This window comes from Pseudoduganella aquatica, from assembly GCF_020865585.1.
In the GTDB taxonomy this organism is placed as follows: domain Bacteria; phylum Pseudomonadota; class Gammaproteobacteria; order Burkholderiales; family Burkholderiaceae_D; genus Rugamonas; species Rugamonas aquatica_A.
Genome location: NZ_CP086370.1, coordinates 5,944,226 through 5,964,682, shown reverse-complemented (window position 1 = coordinate 5,964,682; position 20,457 = coordinate 5,944,226). Strand labels below are relative to the sequence as shown.

Sequence of the window (20,457 nt, the reverse complement as noted above, 5' to 3'; positions counted from 1 at the left end):
GCCGGAGGATAAGCTTGAAGCGGATTCCCTTTCTGTCCCTACTGACGATCAATGCCGCACTGGCGCTGGCCTACTACGGGGCCGCGCGCCTGGGCCTGCTGCTGGCTTTCGCCTCCACCAATGTCTCCCCCGTGTGGCCGCCGTCCGGCATCGGCTTCGCCGCCTTGCTGCTGCTTGGGCGGCGTTATTGGCCCGGCATTTTGCTGGGCGCATTCGCTGCGAATTTCGTGGAGTTTTCCGTCAACGCCACCCTGGACGGCGTGCCGGCCTTGGTCACGTCCTTCACGATCGCAGTGGGCAATACGATGGAAGCGCTGTGTGGCTGCTGGCTGTTGCGGCGCATCGCCGGGCCGGGGCCGTTGCTGGGCGAGCCCAGGGGGATTTATGTTTTCGTGGCCGTGGCGGCGGTCATGTCTCTGGTCGGCGCCGCGCTGGGCCTGGCCAGCCTGCTGGTCTCCGGGGTCGTGCCCTGGGCGGCGGCGTACCAGCTTGGGATGATGTGGTGGCTGGGCGACGCCGCCGGCATCCTGGTCGTGACTCCCTGTTTCGTGGCGTGGTCGCGCCGCCCTGCGGGCTGGCGCTGGGACGCGCGCGTGGCCATCGTCACGGTGGCTTGCCTGCTGGTGCTGGCGCTGGCCTTGTACCTGCTGTTCGGCCGCCATTTCGACCAGACGCATTCTCACCGGGCCCTGGTCTTGCTGTTGCTGCCTACGATTGGCTGGGCCTGTTTCCGCTATGGCATGCGCGGTGTGACCTTGCTGCTGCTGTTGCTGAACGGCGCGGCTGTGGTTGGCACCACCCAGGGCCTGGGGCCTTTTGCAGCCGGCACGCTGAACGACGCGCTGTCCTCGCTCGAGGTGTTCATCGCCCTGAGCAGCATGGTGGGCATGGTGCTGGCGTCCGACCGGGAAGCGCATCTTCAGCGCCTGGGGCAGGCCAGTAATGGCGTGCGGCGGGCGACCCGGCTGTACCTGTTTCACTGGTCGGTGCTGTTCGTGTGCCTGGCGCTGACCATCGTGGCCTGGCATTACGTGGCCAGCGGCACCGAGCAGCGCGCCAGGGACCTGTTCGAGGCCAAGGTGGAGGATATCCGGCGCCGCGTCACCGAGCGCATGGACGCGTATACCCAGGTTCTCACCAGCGGCAAGGCCTTGTTCCAGGCATCCGATTCCATCACCTACAGCGAATGGCGCGATTATGTCTCCAGCTTGAACGTCTACCGGAAGTACCCCGGCATCCAGGTGCTGGGCGTGGCTGAGCGCACCACCGATCCGGAACAGCTGGCGCGCAAGATGCGCGCCGAAGGCCTGGCCGGCTACCGGGTCTGGCCGGAGGGCGTGCGCGACAGCTATGTGGCGGTGGCCTATCCGGAACCGCTGGGCGCATCCAATGCGCGCGCGCTCGGTTTCGATTTGCAGTCCGAACCGGTGCGCCGGGCCGCGCTGCAGCGCGCCGCCGAAAGCGGTGAGCTGGCCACCAGCGGCCGGGTCACCCTGGTGCAGGCCGGCGCTGCGGGACGCGCCGGCTTCCTGATGTTCGTTCCGATTTTCCGCGCCGGCGCGCCGGTGGCCACGCCAGCCGAGCGGCGCCAGGCCGTCGAGCATTACGTGTACGCGGCCTTTCAGATGGACGACTTGATGCGGGGCGTGTTTCCCACCCCGGTGTCCAAGGTGGCGCTGGAGATTTTCGACGGCCGTTCAACCTCGCCCGAGACCCGGATTTACTCCAATCTGGAGCGGGAGGACGGGCCGCAGGCGGCCTATCCCCATCCCTATCTGGGCGTGGTGGACGTGGCGGTGGGCGATGCCTGGTGGACGCTGCGCGTCACTTCGCGGCCGGAGTTCGAGGCCTATATCGACCACGACAAGGCCTTGATCGTGCTGGTATGCGGAATGATGATCAGCCTGCTGTTCTTCAGCGTGGTGCGCTCGCTGACGTCCAACCGGGAAGAAGCGATCCAGCACGCGCGGGCCACCACCAGTGCGCTGCGCCAGTCCGAGCGCAAGTTCGGCACGCTGGTGGAGTCGGCCATCGCCTTTTCCATCATCTCCACCGATCTGGACGGCGTGATCCAGGTGTTTAGCGTGGGCGCCGAGCGCATGCTGGGCTATAGCGCCGACGAAATGGTGGGGCGGCAGACGCCCGCACTGATCCATGTGGACGGGGAGGTGGCGCAGCGCGCCGCCGCCCTGAGCCTGGAAGTGGGCCGCGACGTGCGCGGCTTTGCCGTGTTTACGGAACTGGCGCTGATGGGGCGGGTCGAGAGCCGGGAATGGACCTATGTGCGGCGCGATGGCAGCACGCTGCCGGTGCGGCTGACCGTCACGGCCATCAAGGACGAGCACGGCGTGGTGACCGGCTTCCTGGGCATCGCCAAGGACATCACCGCGCAGCTGCAGACCGAGCAGGACTTGCGCGCGGCCAAGCAGCAGGCCGACGACGCCAGCGAGGCCAAGAGCCAGTTCGTGGCCAACATGAGCCATGAGCTGCGCACGCCGCTGAACGCGGTGCTGGGCCTGGCCGAGCTGCTGAGCCGGACCGACATGAGCGCCGAGCAGCACCGCGACCTGGACTTGATACGGCAGTCAGGCCACTCCTTGCTGGGCATCCTGAACGACATCCTCGATTTCTCGAAGATCGAAGCCGGCAAGATGGATTTGTCGCCGGCGCCGTTCGAGCTCGACGCGCTGCTGGCGGCCGTGGCGGTGGTGATGGGGGTCAATGCCGGCGGTAGCGGCGTGGAGCCGGTGATCGACGTCGCGCCTGGCCTGCCCGCCGTGCTGCTGGGGGATGCGCTGCGCCTGCAGCAGGTGCTGGTCAACCTGGTCGGCAACGCGATCAAGTTCACGGCGCGCGGCAGCGTCACGCTGCACGTCAGCGGCACGGTATCGGCGGACGGCGTGGCCGCGCTGCGCTTCGCGGTGCGCGACACCGGCATCGGCATGTCCGCCGAGCAGCTCGGACGCCTGTTCACCGCCTTTACCCAGGCCGATTCCTCGATGACGCGGCGCTTCGGCGGCACCGGCCTGGGCTTGGCCATCTCGCGCCGGCTGGTGGGCATGATGGGCGGCGAGATTGCCGTCGACAGCCGCGAGGGCGAAGGCAGCGTGTTCACCGTGTCGCTGGCCCTGCAGGCGGTCCGCGCGGCGGCCGCGCCGGCGCCGGCCGCGGCAGCGCAGCTGGTGCAGGTGGTCGCCGCCAATGCGGCCGCCGGCGTGGCCCTGGCGCATGCGGCGCAGCGCCTGGGCTGGCAGGCGCGCACGGCCAGCGAGGGCGAGCTGGCCGCCTTGCGCGGCGGTGGTCCGGCGCCCGGCGGGCCGCCTGCCGACCTGGTCCTGCTGGACTGGGGCGCCTGCGCCGGCGGCGACGCGGCCGCCATGCTGCGGCGCTTGCGCACCCAGTCCTCCACCATCGTGCTGGTCCTTGCCAGCTGCCATGAGCGCGCGCGCCTCGAACCCGAGCTGGCGGCGCTGGGCGCCGAGCTATGCCTCGACAAGCCCGCCACTGCCGCCAGCCTGGACGCAGCCGTGCGCGGCGCCAGCCGGCAGCGCCTGCAAGGCATGGCCGTGCGCTGCGAACCGGCGCAGGCCGCCCTGGCGCCGCTGGCGGGCCGGGTGCTGCTGGTGGAGGATAACGAGTTGAATCAATACATCGCCAAGGCCATGCTCGCCGCGCTCGGGCTGACCGTGGAAGTGGCCGGCAACGGCCAGCTGGCGCTGGACCTGCTGCGGGCGCGCCCGGACGATTTCGCGCTGGTGCTGATGGACATGCAGATGCCGGTCATGGACGGCTTTGCCGCCACCAGCGCCATCCGGCAGCAGCTGGGGCTGACCTTGCCGGTGGTGGCGATGACGGCAGGGGTCATGGAAAGCGAACGCAGCCGCTGCGTCGCGGCCGGCATGGATGACTTTATCGCCAAGCCCGTTATTCCGGCCCAGCTGCGTGACGTGCTGGCGCGCTACCTGCCGGGCGCGGACTCCTGCGCGGACGCGGCTGCGCAGGCTGAGCCGTCGGCGCCGGCCACGGTGTTCGACGTCAGCACCTTGCTGAGCGCCATGTCCGCCTATCCGGGGCACCGGCAGACCATGGTGCAACTGGTCCAGGCCTTTGTGGATGGCGGCAGCGCCGGCCTCGACACAGCCCGGCAGCAATGGCAGTCCGGCCAGGGCGACGCTGCCGCCAGGACGCTGCACGGCATGCGCGGCAGCATCGGCACGCTGGGCGCGCTACGCTTCGCTGCAGTGTGCCTGGAGCTGGAGCAGGCGATCGCGCAGGGCGACGCGCCCGCCGCCGCTGGCCTGTTCAGCGCTGTGGCGGCGCAGTTGCAGGCCACGCTGGCGGCTGCGCAAGCGTGGCTTGCGCAGCCGGAGGCAGAGCCGGACGCGGCGCCAGGGCCGGTGAGCGCAGCGGGACTGGCGCTGTTGCGCCAGCAGCTCGCTGAATACAATGTCGCTGCGGTTGCGCAGTATGAATCGATCCACTTGGGATTGCTGGGGGAGCTGGGCGAGGAGCGTGCCGGCGCGTTGCGCGGCGCCATGGACCGCCTGGACTTTGACGCGGCGCTGGCGGCGCTGGCGCCGTCAGCGCCATAACTGCAAAGGAAGCGAGCATGGCTACAAGCAAGCCGGCCAGTGTGCTGATCATTGATGACAACGAATTGACACGCACCGTACTGCGCATGATTATCCAGGGGAACGGCTACGACGTGGTGGGCGAGGCCGCCCTGGCGAAGACCGGTATTGAACGCGCACTGCGGCTCAATCCGGACATCATCTGCCTGGATATCCAGATGCCGGACCTCGACGGCCTGGAAGTGCTGACGGCGCTGATCGCGTGCCTGCCGGGCACCTCGGTGCTGATGGTGAGCGCCCACAACCACAAAGACTCCGTGCATACGGCGCTGGCGCGCGGGGCGCAGGGGTTTATCGTCAAGCCATTCAACAGCGGCACGGTGCTGGACACGCTCAATGCGGTGCGGGCCAGCCGGCAGCAGGGACGCCCGCTGCCGTACTACGGCGCGCGGCAGGAGGATGAAAAGCCATGAGCGAGCTGATACTGATCATCGACGACGCGCCCGAGATGGTGAGGATGCTGAGCGCGGTGCTGCAAGGGGAAGGGGACATCCTGTTCGCCCTGAACGGCGAGGCGGGCTTGCGCCTGGTGCGCGAGCGGCGTCCTGCTCTGGTGCTGCTGGACGTCCACATGGCGGGCATGGACGGCTACGAAGTGTGCCGCCGGCTCAAGGCCGATCCAGCCGGCGCGGAGACGGCCGTCATCTTTGTCACGGCCAATCACAGCATGGAATGCGAAGTGCAGGCGCTGGAAGCGGGGGCGGCGGATTTTGTCACCAAGCCGCTGAATCCGCCGGTGGTGGTGGCCCGCGTGCGTACCCAGTTGCGCCTGTGGCGGCAGCGGAAGGCGCTGGCCGAGCTGGCCTGCAGCGACGGCTTGACCGGCTTGTACAACCGGCGCCATTTCGACGACCAGGCTGGGGGCGAGTTTGCGCGCCACCAGCGCCAGGGGCTGTCGTTGGGACTGTTGATGATCGATATCGATGCCTTCAAGCCGTATAACGACCACTACGGACACCAGGGCGGCGACGCCTGCCTGGTGGCGGTGGCGCAGGCGCTCAAGCGCGTGGCGCGGCGCCCTGGCGAACTGGTGGCCCGCTACGGCGGCGAGGAGTTCGTGGTGGTGCTGCCGAACAGCACGGCGGTGCAGGTGGCTGAATTTGGCGAATTGCTGCGCGACGCTGTCAAACAGCTCGCGCTGCCGCACATGGCCCAGCAGACCGGCCCTGTGGTCAGCGTCAGCGTCGGCGGCGCAGCCATGGCGCCCCAGGCCGGCGACACCTTGGAGCGCTTGCTTGCGGCGGCGGACGCGGCGCTGTACCGGGCCAAGCAGGCCGGGCGGGACCGGGTGATTATGTAGGCAGGCAAGCTGCGCCGGGGCGGTCCGGCGTCAGCGTGATGGCGCCGGTGGCGGCAGGCGCAGTGGCCGGAGTAGCGCGCAGACCGCAGTCTGCACGAGCACCGAGAGGGAGAGGCCTGCCGCGTCGTACAGGTATTGCGCACCGCCGCCGTTCCCGCCGACCAGGCTGCCGCCGGGGTAGCCGAGCATGCACAGCGTGATGCTGTAGCCCAGGCCTTGCGCCAGCGATTCCGGCCGGCCCGTCATCCATGCTCCCAGCGCAAGGGCGGGCGCATAGAGCAGATAAGGAGACAGCGGCAGGTGCGGGTAGCTGAGCTGAAGCGCGAGGCCGGCCGCGACGGCGAGCAGCGTGCCCCAGGTCATCTGCAGGGATGCGCGCACCGGCTGCGCGGCCAGCGCCACCAGCGCGCAATTGACCGTCGCGTTCAGCGTCGCCATCGGCCCGCCGCGCCAGGAGGTGGCCAGCCACAGCGTGCCCATGGCCGCCATGGCGATGGCCGGATGCAGGCCTGCCAGCGAGGCGCTGGCTGCCTTTGTGGGCAGTGCGGGGGAGGCGGGCCGCACTGCCGGCGCGCTTGCCTGGGGCGCGCCCTTGCCGGGCCAGCGGCTGCTGGCATACGCCACCGCGCTTGCGCAGACGATGCCCAGCGCCACCTCGGCCAGGCGGCTGGCGGCGCTGGTGGCAATATGGCTCGCGTTCAGGGCCATGGGAATGGCGATGAGTATCGGCGTATAACCCGTCAGCAGAAGGGAATAGGCGGTCAGCTGGCTGTGGAAGGCGGCGATGGCGGTGAACAGTGCGACCCACACGCCAACCGCAGCCAGGAAGTGCGCCGGCGACTGGGGGGCCATCGCGGCCATTGCCCACGCGGCGAGCGCGCCGCCGATGGTGCCCAGCATCCGGTGGTAGCCCTTGGCGAAGACCTGCCGCGCCTGCGGCTGCATCACGATGAACACGCACACCATGGCGATCTGCGGCGCGGGGAGTCCGAGCCGCGTGGCGATGGCGATGGCCAGGAAGGCGGTGGTGACGGTATTGAAGATATGGCGCAGCATGGCTATTCCCCGGCGGTCTGACAATGCGGCAGCATGCCACGCGCCCGCCCGGGGCAGAAGCGATCATTGTTCAAGATGGTTGTGCACGGAATTCATGATGTGCTTGACCTTCTATCATGTGTCAGATATTGTTGACATGTGAGCGCAAAAAAACAATCCCTCAATGGCGACCAACTGCTGGCGGTGCTGGCAGCGCTGGCCAATCCGCACCGGCTGCGCATTATTGCGGCGCTGGTGAGCGGCGGGCGCAATTACGTGAGCCAGCTGGCGCGCGAGCTGGGCATCAGCCGTCCCTTGCTGCATCTGCACTTGCAGAAGCTGGAGGACGCGGGCCTGGTGGTCAGCCAGATGGAGCTGTCGCACGACGGCAAAGCCCTTAACTATTTTGAGCCCAGCAGCTTTTTAATCGAACTCTCGCCCGCCTCCATCGCGGAGATGGCGAAGACGCTTCAAGTCCCCAACGAACAGTAGAGGTGGTTATGTCTGAAAGCATATATTTGTTGACGATCTGCCTGCCGCTCGGCGCGGCCGTGCTCATTTTCGGCATGAAGTACTTCTCGGCGGCCTTTGCCGCCCGCGCCCGCGCCGAGAGCGACGCGGCCTACAGTGCGCTGGCGGAGAAGGCCGTGCAGGCGCAGGCTGCGCACCAGGCCACGCTGGCGGCCATGCAGGCGGAACTTGCCAAGCTGTCCGGCAGCGTGGCCTCGGTAGAAAAAATCCTCAAGCAAGTCGAATAATCCGCAGTCTCTCACCGGGAGCAAGCATGGACGGCAGCAGTCTGATTCAACCGCCGCGCGCAGCGCTGCAAAGCTATGCGCGGCTGGGCGGCGTGCTGTACCTGATTATTATCGTCATCGGCCTGCTGGGCGAGGCGCTGATACGCGGAACGCTGGTGGTGGGCGGCGACCCTGCCGCCACCGTGCGCCGCATCCAGGAGTCGGAATGGCTGTGGCGCCTGGGCGTGGCGGCGCAGATGCTGCTGCTGGTGTGCGCGGTGGCGCTGACATGGATCTTCTACGTGCTGCTGCGGCCCGTGAGCAAAAATCTGAGCTTGCTGGTGGTGCTGTTTGCGATCACCTCGCTGGCTGTGGAAAGCGTGAGCGCGCTGCAGCTGCAGTCCATGCTCGATACGCTGGCCATGGCCAAGTATCTGAAGCCGGACGACCTGCCGCAGCTGCACGTCATGGCTTACCTGACGGTGCTGTCGCACGCGCAGGCGTTCGGCCTGGCGCTGATTTTCTTCGGCGTGGAAATCCTGATCGTCGGCTACGTGATCTGGAAGTCTGGCTATATCCCCAAGGCCATCGGCGTGCTGATGCAGCTGGCGGGCGTGTGCTACCTGATCAACAGCTTCAGCATGGTGCTCAGCCCTGCGCTGGCAAGCATGCTGTTCCCCGCCATCCTGCTGCCCGCGCTGGTCGGCGAAAGCGCGTTTTGCCTGTGGCTGCTGTTCAAGGGCGTAGGGCAGCCGGCGCAGCGCTGAGCGGTCAGGCGGCGCGCCTGCGGTCGAAGTGGGCTTCGATCGCCTCCAGCGTTTTCCCTTTGGTTTCCGGCAGCAGGAAGGCGGCGGTGAGGAAGTACAGCACCGCGCAGCCGGCGCCGTAGAAGAACATGGTGGCGTAGCCGTGCTGGCCCACGGTCGGCAGGAACACGGCCGCTATCACCGTCGATACAAACTGGTTGATCAGCAGGGCGATGCTCATGCCGTTCGAGCGTATGCGCGTGGGCATCAGCTCGGACAGCGCCAGCCACACGCACACGCCGGGGCCGACGGCGAAGCTGGCCACGAACAGGAAGATGGCCAGCGCCACCTGCCAGCCGTGCGCGGCGGGCGGCACTTGCGCCAGGTAGGCTTTTTCTATGCGCAGAGGCGCGTTGACGGCGTCGGCCGGATCGGCGAAGGGATTCAGGTGCAGGCGGCGGAAGAAGGCGCCGATCACGCTGTCCGGCTGCACGGTGTCCTCACGGCTCATGCGCAGCTCGGGCAGGGCGGCGTCGTCGCTGCGGCGGGTCTGCACGTTGGTGAAAGGGCCGTAGGCGTAGGCAACCACAAGTTGCTGCGCGGCGCCGCCGGTCTCCGCTGCGCCCAGCGCATGCAGGGTGGCGCTGTCGAGGCGCAGGGCCAGCGTGTTGGACTGGATGCGGGCTTCAACGGCGGGGCGCACGTCGCGCTGGTCCGCCTCCGCGCTGCGGAACAGCAGGCCCGCCGCCAGCAGGGCGAGGACGATGCCGCCGCTGCCCAGCATGAGCAGGAATTTGCGGCCCTTGCGGTCGACCAGCACCACGGCCACCATGGTCATCACCGCGTTCACCACTTTCAAACCCACGTCGGCCATGTTGGCGGTGGCGCCGGGCAGGCCGGCCTGGTCCAGGATGTTGACCACGTAGGCCAGGATGGAGTTGATACCGGTCGCTTGCGTGAGGGCGAGCACCAGGCAGGCCAGCAGGAAGGGCAGCATGTAGCGGCGGCTGAGCAGCGGGTCGCTGGCTCCGGACGGCGCAGCGGAGGCATTGCTGTCGGCGGCCGTGGCCGATTGCGCTTGCAGGATGTCCTGCAGTTCGGCCTGCGCTTCGTCGGCGGGGCGGGTGCGCAGCAGGGAGGCGAGGGCGGCTTCGGCGCGGCCACGGCGGGCCAGCCAGCGCGGCGATTCGGCCAGCAACAGCGCGCCGGCGGTGAACACCAGGCCGGGCGTGAGGCACATCCAGAAGATGCTGCGCCAGGCGTGGTCCTTGGCGGCGAACACGGTGGCGGCGCGCTCGGCTTCGGGCAGCGCCTGCGCGGCGGCGGTCACGCCGTCCACCGCGTGCGCCTGCGCCAGGCCGATGACGGCGGCGGCCACCAGGCCTATGGTGAGCAGCAGCTGGAACAGGGCCGCGCCGCGTCCGCGCTGCGAGGCGTGCAGGCATTCGGCCAGGTACAGCGGCACCACGACGCCGATCAAGCCGCCGCTCACGCCCTGCAGTAGGCGGCCGAGCAGCAGCGGCGTGTAGCCGTCGGCCAGCGCGATCAGCGGGATGCTGAGCGTGAACAGCACGCCGGACAAGGCCATGGCCCAGCGCCGCCCGATCAGGTCCGCCAGCGCGCCGGCGAACAGCGAGGACAGCACGGAGCCCAGCAGCACCGCCGCCACGATAAAGCTGAGCTGCTGCGCGCTGAGCTTCCACGCCAGCGAGGCGGTCGATTCCAGGTAGGGCAGCGCGCCGGCGATGATGCCCACGTCTATGCCGTACAGCAGGCCCCCCATGCCGGCAATGAACAGCATGAAGCGCTTGGCGCGGGCGGGGACGTGTGGCTGCGTGCTGGCGGTCATGCTGGACATGGTGGCTCCGTGTTCTAGTTGGAAGTAAGGTCGATGGCTTCGCCTTCGACGTAGACGGCGACCGGCTGCAGTTCGGCGTTGAGCACCACCATGTCGGCCCAGGCGCCGGGCGCCAGGCGTCCGCGTTCGGATTCGCCGAGGTAGTCGGCCGGGTAAAGCGAAAGGCGGTTGGATGCGTCGGCCAGGTCCAGTCCCAGGCCGACGAAGTTGCGCAGCGCCTGGTCCATGGTCAGCACGCTGCCGGCCAGCGAGCCGGTGGCCAGGCGCACGCAGCCCATGCATTTGAATACGCGCTGCGTGCCGAGCGCGTATTCGCCGTCCGGCATGCCGGTGGCGCTGGTGGCGTCGGTCACGCCGTACAGGCGGGGAATGCAGCGCAGGGCGCTTTGCAGCGCGCCCGGGCTCACGTGCATCAGGTCCGGTATCACTTCGGCATATTCCGCGTGCGCCAGCGCGGCGCCCACCATGCCGGGCTGGTAGTGGCCCATGCCGGTCATGCCGTTGAACAGGTGCGTAAAGCCCGCCACGCCCGCTTCAAGCGCGGCCACGCCGTCCTCATAGCTGCCGGCGCTGTGGCCGATCTGCACGCGGATGCCCATGGCCTTCAGCTGCGGGACCAATGCGAGATGGCCGTCCACTTCCGGCGCCAGCGTCAGCACGCGGATGGGCGCGACGGCGTGCAGGCTTTGCACCAGTTCCAGGCTGGCCACCATCACGTCCGGGGGCTGCGCGCCCAGGCGGTTCAGGTTGAGGAAGGGGCCTTCGAGATGCACGCCCAGCATGCGCGCGCCGCCTGCGGGCCTCTCTGCGATCACGCCGGCCAGGCCGGCCAGCGCGCGCCGTATCGACGGTTCCTTGGCGGTGAGGGTGGTGCCCAGCAGCGAGGTGGTGCCGTGGCGCGCGTGCGTGCGCGCCACGGTGGCGCCGGCATCGCCGCCCTGCATGATGTCGACGCCGGCGGCGCCGTGCACGTGCAGGTCCACGAAGCCGGGCAATATCGTCAGGCCGCTATGGCTTGCGGCAGGATCTTCCTGTATCTGCTGGATGCGCTGGCCGTAGCCTATGCTGCCTGTGATCCAACCGGTGGGGGTAAGTATTCTGCCGTGTAGCACGCTCTATTCCGCTATGAGTAATTCGACGCCCAGCTCGCGCAGCCCCTGGCTGTATTCCGGGCTGATGCTGGCGTCGGTGATGACGGTGTGGACGCGGTTCAGCTGCACGATGCGGTGCAGGCTGACGCGCCCAAACTTGGAGGCGTCCGTGAGGACGATGACTTTTTTCGCGCGCTCCACCATTTTCTGGTTCAGGCTCGCTTCCGCTTCGTGGTGGGTGGTCACGCCGAACTGCAGGTCGAAGCCGTCCACGCCGAGGAAGAGCTTGTCGAAGCTGTAGGCCTGCAAGCAGGCTTCGGCCTGCGCGCCCTGGATGGACAGCGACTGCTTGCGCAGCAGGCCGCCGGTCATGATCAGGTCCACACCCGGCGCGTCCGCCAGTTCCCAGGCGATGTTCAGGCCATTGGTCAGCACGGTCACTTCCTGCGCCTCGCGCAGATGGCGCGCCAGCGAGATGGTGGTGGTGCCGGAGTCGATGATGATGTTCTCGCCCGGCTGCACCAGGGTGGCGGCCAGCGCGCCGATGCGGTCCTTCTGCTGCTGGTTCAGCGCGTCCTTCTGGTGGATGCTTTGCTCGGCCACCGGCGTGCGGGTGAGGATGGCGCCGCCGTGGCTGCGCGTGGCCACGCCCTGGTTCTCGAGCGCCGTCAGGTCGCTGCGGATGGTCACGGCCGATACGCCGAACTGCTCCACCAGCGGCGTCACCTGGACGGAGCCTTGTTGGGTGAGCATTTGCAGGATGGATGCGCGGCGTTGGCTGGTATTTCGCATGATGGCGTTGGGTCGACTTTGAAAAACGTCGAGCTTAACAGATCGATGCGGCCGTGGTGGTGGCGGCGAAGTCCGAGTTATCCGCCGCGTTGCGGTTGCAGGCGCGCGCGTATTGCGCCAGCAGGCGGCCGATCTTGTGCTGCACCAGCGCGCCGGCGCTGGTGGCCAGCTGCCCTTGCAGCACTTCCAGGTACTGCTCCGGCAGGTGCTGGCTGAGCAGCGACAGCGGAATCTCGCGCGCGTCCAGGTTGGCGAACAGCGTTGCGGCGGCGGCCACCACCGGCGCTTCGCCCCAGTAGTAGCGGCAACGGTCGCTCAGGCCGTAGCGGCGCAGCAGGCGCTGCTCGGCGCTGCTGCCCGGATAGTGCTTGGCCCAGTGGCGAGGCTGCGCCAGCATCACTTCGTCCAGCACCTGCATCAGGCGCGAGCACTGCCCTGCGGGCACCAGCTCCTCCTCGATGCGGCACAGCGAGAGCATGGCCTCGCGCAGAGCGAAGGTGGCGGCCGGGCCGACCTTGAGGATGGCGAAGTGGTCGCGCACCATGCCGTGCAGCGCGCTTTCGCGCTGGTAGTCGGTGGAGTGGGCCTCGAACACCAGGCCGGGCTGGCCGGCCACAAAGGCGGACAGCTCGGCCGCCTGCGCGGCGTCGTAGTGCTGGATATGGCTATGGTCGAAGTCCACGCCGGGCTGCACCACCATGGCCACCACGCGGCGCCAGGCGGCGTTCAGACCGGCGTCCAGGAAGGCTTTGCGGTGCACTTCCAGCGTGCGCGCCGCCGCAGCGGGCGAGGTGACGGCGCCGGCCTTGGCGAGTTCTGCTTCGCCGCCTGGAATCGGCACTTCGGTGCCGATCACATACACCGGGGGCGGCAGGCCCGCCTGTCCGGCGGCCGCTTCCGCCACCAGGGCCAGGCGCACCGAGCGCGCGGCGATGGTTTCGTCGCTGAGCACTGCCGGGTCGTCGGCGCAGCGCATGCTGCAATCGAGGTGGATCTTGTGGAAGCCCGCCGCCGCGTAGGCCGCGATCAGCGTGTCCGCGTTCTGCATGGCGGTGCTTGCGTCCAGGTGCTGCCAGGCGTTGGGGCCGAGATGGTCGCCGCCCAGCACCAGCATCTCCTGCGGAAAATCTTCTTCGCGCGCCATCTCCATCACGTAGCGGTGGAAGACGGCGGGCGTCATGCCGGTGTAGCCGCCGAACTGGTCCACCTGGTTGGAGGTCGCCTCCACCAGCAGCAGCGTGCCGTAGGAAGACGCCACCTTCATCGCTGCGCGCAGCACCAGCGGGTGGCTGCAGCACACGCTGTACAGGCCGGCGGCCTCGCCGCGCCGGTGGGCTGCCACAACGTTCTGGATGGGGGATGCAGGTATGGTCATGGTGCTCACGCTGTCCTTGTTTGGTTGAGTGCCTGGTCTTCCAGCAACTGCCTGGCCAGCAGTGCCGCGCCGCGCGCGCCGCCCGCGTCGCCGAAGCGCGGCGGCAGGATGGGCGGTGTCTGCACGCCGGCGAACAGGTGGCGGCGCATGGCGCCCGGCAGGCGGTCGTACAGGTGGGCCAGCTGGGACAGGCCGCCACCCAGCACGATGGCGTGCGGGTCCAGCGTAATCACCAGCGTGGCGAGCGCATGGCCCAGCAGGTCGAGATGCACGGCCAGGGTCTGCTCGGCGATCTTGTCGCCGGCCTGCGCGCGCGCGGCGATGGCCAGCGGAGCGTCCCCTGCTCCGCCGAAGTGTGCATGCAGCTTGCTCATGCCGGGGCCGGACACGTAGCGTTCCATGCAGCCGCTGCGGCCGCATGGGCAGTCGAGTATGGGCACGGCGTGCTGGATCAGCAGCGCTGCGGGCACGGGCCAGTGGCCCCATTCGCCCGCAATGCCGTTCAGCCCGCGCAGCAGGCGGCCTTCCACGCAGTAGCCGCCCCCCGCGCCGGTGCCGATAATGGCGCCGAACATGCTGGGCAGACCCTGCGCCGCGCCGCCTTGCGCTTCGGACAGCGCGAAGCACTGGCAGTCGTTGCCGATGGCGACGGGGCGCTGCAAAGCCTCCTGCAGCGCGGACACCACCAGGCGGCCGTTCAGCGCGGGCACATTGGAGCTGAGCTGGCGGCCGGTGGCGCTGTCGATAATGCCGGGCAGGCCTATGCCTGCGGGCGCGCGCCGGCCCAGCGCCGCATCGCCGCGCTGCACCAGCGCCACGACGGCTTGCACGAAGGCGTCGAAGTCGGTGCCGGGCGTGGCGATGCGTTCACGGTGGACTTCGGCCAGGCCGCCGTCATCCTTGTACGCCACCAGCTCTATCTTGCTGCCGCCGATGTCGATGCCGTGGAAGCCCATGCCTGTGCCCTCGTGCGCTGGTTCAGAATTCATCATGGCGGTAAATGGTGACGCCCTGCACAACACGGTTGACCGTGCCGCCGGTGAATGGATTGTCCGGCCGCAGCTGCAGCAGCGCGGACTGGTGCAGCGCGTACTGCTGCGCCATCAGCAGCCACAGTGGCGCCAGCCAGGCGTCGGTCAAGGCCGCAGCGGAGGATGCCGGCGCGGCGATGGCGATATCGGTGGCCTCGCCCCCGTCCACGCCGAAGCCCACGGTCAGGCAGCGGCCCGCCACCTGGTCGCGGCGCAGCTCAAGAAGCAGGTCGTGTTCGTATTTGCGCGCCAGCGGCTTGGCGCTGCGGAACAGCACCACCAGCGTCTCCGCGTCGAGCATGGCTTTCGGGCCGTGGCGGAAGCCGAGCGGGCTGTTGGCGACGGCCAGCACGCGGCCGCCGGTCAGCTCCAGTATCTTCAGCGCGGCTTCCTTCGCCAGCGCCTCCAGCGGGCCGCTGCCCAGGTAGACCACGCGCGACACCGGCTGCGCACCCAGCGCGGCCAGCGGCGCCACCCATGTTTGCAGCGCCTGTTCGGCCAGCGCGGCCAATTGCTCCAGCTTGTCCAGCTGCGGCTCGCGGCCCAGCACGGACAAGGCGGCCAGCAGCATGCAGGTGAAGCTGCTGGTCATGGCGAAACCACGGTCGCAGCTGGAGGCGGGCATCAGCAGATTGCAGGTGGCGGCGTCGTTCGCGCCTTGCTGCGCCAGCTGCCCGGCCGCATTGCAGGTGATGTTGAGGAAGCGCGCGCCCGGCACCAGGTCGCGCAGCAGGCTCACGGCCGCCGTGCTTTCAGGGCTGTTGCCGCTGCGGGCGAAGGAGACCAGCAGCGTAGGCGCGTCCGCTTCCAGATACAGCTCGGGGTGGGTGAGCAGGGTGGTGGTGGCCACGGCGCGCACTTGCGCAGGCCAGGCGGCGTTCAGTTCGTCCGCAATGATTTCCCCCGCATAGGCCGAACTGCCCGCGCCGGTGAGGATCACGCGCTGGCGCGGATCGTCCAGGCAGGCGCCGAGGAAGGCCGCCACGCGCGCCTGTTCGGCTGCCAGGCCGGCGGCCAGTTCGCGCCACATGGCTGGCTGGTGGACGATTTCTTCGGCGGTATCGAGGCCGCCGATGTCACGCCAGTCTTGGCTGGCACGCTGCAGTAGGGTAGTCATCGAAAGTTTTTCAGGTTGAAGTCATGAAAATGGTAAGGTTTAATTTTCGTTCTGTCAAACTCGAAAGATAAAAAGAAAGTTCCTGTGGCGCAATTTGACTATATTTCAGCCCATCAGGCAGCGGGATGTGGATCTTTTACTACGAAATAGAAAGTTTGTGGCGAATATAGATCGCAATACGAAAGATAATTTAATAAAAATTCGCATTTATTCTTTCTTTTTGTTGACCTTGTTTGTTTTTATTCCTAGAGTGGCTTCACAAGAAACAGAAAAATCTTTCGATTTGCTGATACAACAACTGTCATATAAGGGAGAGAACAGCATGCATCCACAACGAGACATAATGCACCGCTTTGAGCTGAAGGACGGCGCCGCAGCGGTATTGCTGGCGCTGGCCGTGGGCGGCGCGGCGCCGGCCTGGGCGCAGTCCAACGCCACCACCACCATCTTCGGCGAGGTGGCGTCTCCCGCCGGCGCCACCGTGGTGCTGGAAAACCTGGACACCGGCGTCAAGCGCACGCTGACTCCCGACGCGGCCGGCCGCTACGTGGCCAACTCCATGCCGCCGGGCCGCTATGCCGCCCGCGTGCTGCGTGGCGGCGCGGTGGCGGCGTCGCGGGAAGTGGAGGCGGTGATCGGCTCGGGCGCGGAAGCAAACTTCGGCGCCGTGGAGAACGCCGCCACCGTGGTGGTGCGCGCCAGCCGCAACCCTATCGACGTATCGAACACCAATAACGGCGTGGTCTTCACCGCCAAGGAGCTGAAAGCGCTGCCGGTGGCCAGCGACGTGGCGGCCGTGGTGCAGCTCACGCCCGGCGTATCGCGCGGCACCAACAGCCAGTACGGAAGCGCGCCGCAGATCGGCGGCTCAGGCCAGTCCGAAAACGCCTTCTATCTGAACGGCTTCCCGATTACGAACATCCTCACGCAGGTGGGCGCGTCCGAACTGCCCTTCGGCGCCATCTCGAATATGCAGGTGCTGTCCGGCGGCTACGGCGCGGAGTTCGGCCGCTCCACGGGCGGCGTGGTCAACATCACCAGCAAGAGCGGCGGCAACAAGTTTGAGTTCGGCGGCAAAGTCGCCACCGTCCCTGGGCGCCTGAAAGGCTCGCCGGAGGACACCTACTATCCCCGCACCGGCGCCCATCCGGACACGGACGGCAAGCTGCTGTTCCGCAATCACGACAACAGCAGCACCAGCAAGGTGGCGGGCCTGTACGGCAGCGGTCCGCTGATCCGCAACAAGCTGTTTGCCTTCGTCGCGCTGGAGCGCACCAAGACCGATTCTGAATCGGTAGGGGCCTCCAGCGACGCCACCGCCAAAACGCTGCTCACCGGCTGGAACACCAGCGAATCCAAGGTGGACCGCTACCTGGCCAAGCTCGATTACAACCTGACCGAGGACCATCACTTCGAGTACACCAAGCTGTACGACCGCACCCGCAGCAGCAGCCGCGCCTACGGCTACAGCTATGCCACCGGGCAGCACGACAACGTGCCGGGCAACGCGGGCGAATCCACGCGCAACTGCTGCGGCGCCTCGGCTGCACCGGGCGCCAATCTCGACATATTCAAATACACCGGCTACCTCACCGACGACCTGACCGTCACCGCGCTGTACGGCAAATCGCGCACCAGCCACGGCCGCACGCCGAACGGCTACGATCCCAAGCTGGCGCAGACCGCCGGCGGCACCACCGTGCAGGTCCCAGGCCTGAACTACCCGAACCCGCAGTCCGTTACCGGCAACCTGGTGGACCCGGCATCGGGCGACCGCCAGACTGCCAAGCGCCTGGACGTGGAATACAAGCTGGGCAAGCACTCGCTGCGCGGCGGTATCGACCGCATCGACGTGGAATCCGTGGTCGGCTTCATGCTGGCCGGCGGCTACCGCTGGACCTACCGCAAAGCCAGCGATCCCACGCGCGCCATCAACGGCGCCTTCGAAACCCCGGCGCAGGGCGGTGGCTACGGCACGCAGGGCTACTACGTGAGCCGCGACTATTACAGCAACCTGGCGCGCCCCACCAGCGAACAGTCGGCGCAATACATCCAGGACCACTACCAGGTGACCGACCGGGTGCTGCTGGACCTGGGGCTGCGCCGCGAACAATTCACCAACTACACCAGCACGGGCGACGCCTTCATCTCCCAGCGCAGCATGATAGCGCCGCGCCTGGGCGCCACCTGGGACTACCACGGCGACAGCTCGCTCAAGTTCTCGCTGAACGCGGGCCGCTACCACTTGCCGGTGCCGTCCAACCTGTCGTCGAATATGGCCGCGCCGTTCACGTCCACCAGCGAATTCTTCACCTACACCGGCGTGGACCAGGCCACCGGGGCGCCTACCGGCCTGCACGCCATCAGCAAGCCGTATTCGGCCAACAACGCCTACGGCCAGAGCCGCGATGCGCGCGAAGTCACGGCCATCGGCCTCAAGCCGCTGTCGCAGGACGAAATCACCATGGGCTTTGAGCGTGCCTTCAGCCAGCAGTGGGTGGCCGGCGCCAGCGTTCAGTACCGCCGCCTGAACGACACCAACGACGATACCTGCGACCAGCGTCCCATCGACGCCTGGGCCGCGCGCAACAAGGTGGACACCTCGCACTGGGGCGGCTTCCAGTGCGCCATCATCAACCCCGGCCGCGACGGCAACCTGATGATAGACTTCGCCGACGGCAAGGGGCTGCGCCGGGTGGACATCACGGCAGCGGACTGGGGCAATCCGAGGCCGGACCGCAGCTACCGCGCGCTGCACCTGTCGCTGGAGCATCCGCTCAGCAGCGGCTGGTACGGCAAAGTGACCTACACGCTGTCCAGGCTGAAGGGCAATATGGAAGGCCAGACCGACACCAATGGCGGCGGCGACGTGGGCCTGACCGTCAGCGACGACCACAAGGAGCTGATGTACAACGCCTACGGCTACCTGCCGGGCGACCATCGCCACGCCGTCAAGGCCTACGGTTTCGTGCAGGCGCTGCCTGAGTTGAACGTGGGCGCCAATCTGACGCTGCTGTCGGGCGCGCCCCGCAATTGCATAGGAGAGCTGCCGGACGCGCTGCGCTTCGACCACGACTACGGAGCGGCCTACTTCTACTGCAACGGCAAGCCCACGCCGCGCGGCACCCAGGGCCGGCTGCCGTGGCAGGCCACGCTGGATCTGAACATGGTCTACCTGCCACGCTTTGCCAAGGGCCTGAGCCTGAAGGCCGACGTGTTCAATGTGTTTGACCGCCAGAGCATCACCCGCTATAACGAAACCCGTGAAGACGGCGGCGCCATCGCGCGCAACTACCTGCAAGTGACCGGCCGCACGGCACCGCGCTCGGTGCGCCTTACCGCGGAATACGCATTCTAAGAGGAACAGCATGAATCAAATGAAACGACGAGACTTCCTGACCGCCGGCGCAGCGCTGCTGGGCAGTGCGCTGCTGGCGCCAAGCGCTTTCGGCGCGAGCCGTGAACGCGTGCGCGTCGGCATGATAGGCACCGGCATGCGCGGCCAGGTGCTGCTGCAGGAACTGCTGCGCCGCGACGACGTGGAAGTGGCCGCGCTGTGCGACATCGAACCCATCATGCTGGGCAAGGCGCTGGCGCAGGTGGAGAAATTCGGCAAGCCGCGTCCCGCCACCTTCGGCGAGGACGGCGACAAGCACGCCTACCGCCGCCTGCTGGACGGCGCCAAGGTCAAGGGCGGCAAGCTCGACGCCGTCATCATCGCCACGCCGTGGGAATGGCACGCGCAGATGTCCATCGAGGCCATGCAGGCCAAGGTGCCGGTTGGCTGCGAAGTGGTGGCCGGCGTCACGCTGCAGGACCACTGGGACGTGCTCAACGCGCAGCTCAAGTCCGGCACGCCTTATATGCTGCTGGAGAACGTGTGCTTCCGCCGCGACGTGATGGCGGTGCTGCAGATGGTGCGTTCCGGCCTGTTCGGCGAACTGGTGCACCTGCAGGGCGGCTACCAGCACGACCTGCGGGCCGTGAAGTTCAACAACGGCGATCCGGCCAAGCCTTACGGCAGCGGCCTGGAATTCGGCGCCAAGGGCTGGTCCGAGGCGCGCTGGCGCACGGAGCACTCGGTGCGCCGCAACGGCGAGCTGTATCCCAGCCACGGCATCGGCCCCTGCGCCATGTACACCAATATCAACCGGGGCAACCGCTTCACGCGCATCAACGCCTTCGCCACCAAGGCGCGCGGCCTGCACGACTACATCACCAAGCAGCCGGGCGGCGCGCAGCATCCGAGCGCGAAGACGGAATTCAGGCTGGGCGACGTGGTCACCACCACGCTGGCCTGCGAGAACGGCGAAACCATTTTGCTGCAGCACGACACTTCGCTGCCGCGCCCTTACTCGCTGGGCTTCCGCGTGCAGGGCACGGACGGGCTGTGGATGGATGTGAACCACTCCATCCATATCGAGGGCAAGAGCAAGCCGCACCAGTGGGAGGACTTCCAGGCCTACCAGGACAAGTACGACCATCCGCTGTGGCGCAAATACGCATCGCGCGCGGAAGGCGCGGGCCACGGCGGCATGGACTTCTTCGTTATCCACGCCTTCATCGAGGCGCTGAAGGCCGAGGCGCCGATGCCGATCGATATCTACGACGCGGTGACGTGGAGCGCCATCACGCCGCTGTCCGAGCAGTCCATCGCGCAAAACTTCCAGACGCTGGACTTCCCGGACTTTACCAACGGCCAGTGGCGCACGCGCAAGCCAATCTTCGCTCTGTAAGGACGGAT

General features: G+C 67.6%; 15 protein-coding genes. 8 read left to right on the top strand and 7 right to left on the bottom strand.

Translation table 11 applies throughout. The features are described from left to right. Positions 1-14: 14 nt before the first annotated feature. Genes KT882_RS26550 through KT882_RS26540 form a run of 3 tightly spaced genes read left to right on the top strand, consistent with a single transcriptional unit; the run spans position 15 to position 5,931 of the window. Complete coding sequence (locus tag KT882_RS26550) at positions 15-4,592, top strand: CHASE domain-containing protein (RefSeq protein WP_228893724.1); 4,578 nt, start codon at positions 15-17, stop codon at positions 4,590-4,592. Between the two features lie 17 nt (positions 4,593-4,609). Then, positions 4,610-5,044 carry a response regulator transcription factor gene (locus tag KT882_RS26545; protein ID WP_228893723.1) on the top strand — a complete coding sequence of 145 codons (435 nt, stop codon included), beginning with the start codon at positions 4,610-4,612 and terminating at the stop codon, positions 5,042-5,044. Further along, positions 5,041-5,931 (top strand): diguanylate cyclase domain-containing protein, encoded by an 891-nt coding sequence (locus KT882_RS26540; RefSeq protein WP_228893722.1) that lies wholly within the window; start codon positions 5,041-5,043, stop codon positions 5,929-5,931. Before KT882_RS26545 ends, KT882_RS26540 begins: the two co-directional genes overlap by 4 nt. A 30-nt stretch (positions 5,932-5,961) precedes the next feature. On the opposite strand, the gene KT882_RS26535 is transcribed toward KT882_RS26540, so the two are convergent. Continuing rightward, the gene (locus tag KT882_RS26535) at positions 5,962-6,987 is read right to left on the bottom strand and encodes an FUSC family protein (RefSeq protein ID WP_228893721.1); all 1,026 of its coding nucleotides are present in this window, start codon (positions 6,985-6,987) and stop codon (positions 5,962-5,964) included. 138 nt (positions 6,988-7,125) lie between these two features. Between KT882_RS26535 and KT882_RS26530 the strand changes: the two genes are divergently transcribed. Genes KT882_RS26530 through KT882_RS26520 form a run of 3 tightly spaced genes read left to right on the top strand, consistent with a single transcriptional unit; the run spans position 7,126 to position 8,470 of the window. After that, positions 7,126-7,458, top strand: a complete 333-nt coding sequence (locus tag KT882_RS26530) for an ArsR/SmtB family transcription factor (protein WP_161074091.1) — start codon at positions 7,126-7,128, stop codon at positions 7,456-7,458. An 8-nt stretch (positions 7,459-7,466) separates the two neighbouring features. Then, a complete protein-coding gene (locus tag KT882_RS26525) occupies positions 7,467-7,724 on the top strand; it encodes a hypothetical protein (protein ID WP_161074092.1) in 258 nt (85 codons plus the stop codon). 26 nt (positions 7,725-7,750) lie between these two features. Continuing rightward, a complete protein-coding gene (locus KT882_RS26520; RefSeq protein ID WP_161074093.1) occupies positions 7,751-8,470 on the top strand; it encodes a DUF4386 domain-containing protein in 720 nt (239 codons plus the stop codon). A gap of 4 nt (positions 8,471-8,474) precedes the next feature. Here the strand turns inward: KT882_RS26520 and KT882_RS26515 are convergent, their stop codons facing one another. The 6 genes from KT882_RS26515 to KT882_RS26490 are packed head-to-tail and all read right to left on the bottom strand — an operon-like array spanning position 8,475 to position 15,713. Beyond that, complete coding sequence (locus KT882_RS26515) at positions 8,475-10,307, bottom strand: MFS transporter (RefSeq protein WP_228893720.1); 1,833 nt, start codon at positions 10,305-10,307, stop codon at positions 8,475-8,477. Positions 10,308-10,321: 14 nt separating this feature from the next. Beyond that, positions 10,322-11,419, bottom strand: coding sequence for an N-acetylglucosamine-6-phosphate deacetylase (locus tag KT882_RS26510; protein WP_161074094.1), 1,098 nt, complete (start codon positions 11,417-11,419; stop codon positions 10,322-10,324). Between the two features lie 3 nt (positions 11,420-11,422). After that, on the bottom strand, positions 11,423-12,190 hold the full coding sequence (locus tag KT882_RS26505; RefSeq protein WP_161074095.1) for a DeoR family transcriptional regulator: 768 nt from the start codon (positions 12,188-12,190) through the stop codon (positions 11,423-11,425). 34 nt (positions 12,191-12,224) lie between these two features. Then, the gene (locus KT882_RS26500; protein ID WP_228893719.1) at positions 12,225-13,565 is read right to left on the bottom strand and encodes a D-tagatose-bisphosphate aldolase, class II, non-catalytic subunit; all 1,341 of its coding nucleotides are present in this window, start codon (positions 13,563-13,565) and stop codon (positions 12,225-12,227) included. A 5-nt stretch (positions 13,566-13,570) separates the two neighbouring features. Further along, positions 13,571-14,557: an ROK family protein gene (locus KT882_RS26495; RefSeq protein WP_228893718.1), complete on the bottom strand. Its 987-nt coding sequence runs from the start codon at positions 14,555-14,557 to the stop codon at positions 13,571-13,573. Then, on the bottom strand, positions 14,544-15,713 hold the full coding sequence (locus KT882_RS26490) for an SIS domain-containing protein (RefSeq protein ID WP_161074097.1): 1,170 nt from the start codon (positions 15,711-15,713) through the stop codon (positions 14,544-14,546). Before KT882_RS26490 ends, KT882_RS26495 begins: the two co-directional genes overlap by 14 nt. Before the next feature lie 322 nt (positions 15,714-16,035). Between KT882_RS26490 and KT882_RS26485 the strand changes: the two genes are divergently transcribed. After that, positions 16,036-19,071 (top strand): TonB-dependent receptor, encoded by a 3,036-nt coding sequence (locus KT882_RS26485; protein ID WP_228893717.1) that lies wholly within the window; start codon positions 16,036-16,038, stop codon positions 19,069-19,071. Between the two features lie 19 nt (positions 19,072-19,090). Beyond that, entirely contained in the window at positions 19,091-20,449 is a 1,359-nt protein-coding gene (locus KT882_RS26480; RefSeq protein WP_161074099.1) for a Gfo/Idh/MocA family protein, read from the top strand. Positions 20,450-20,457 lie beyond the last annotated feature (8 nt).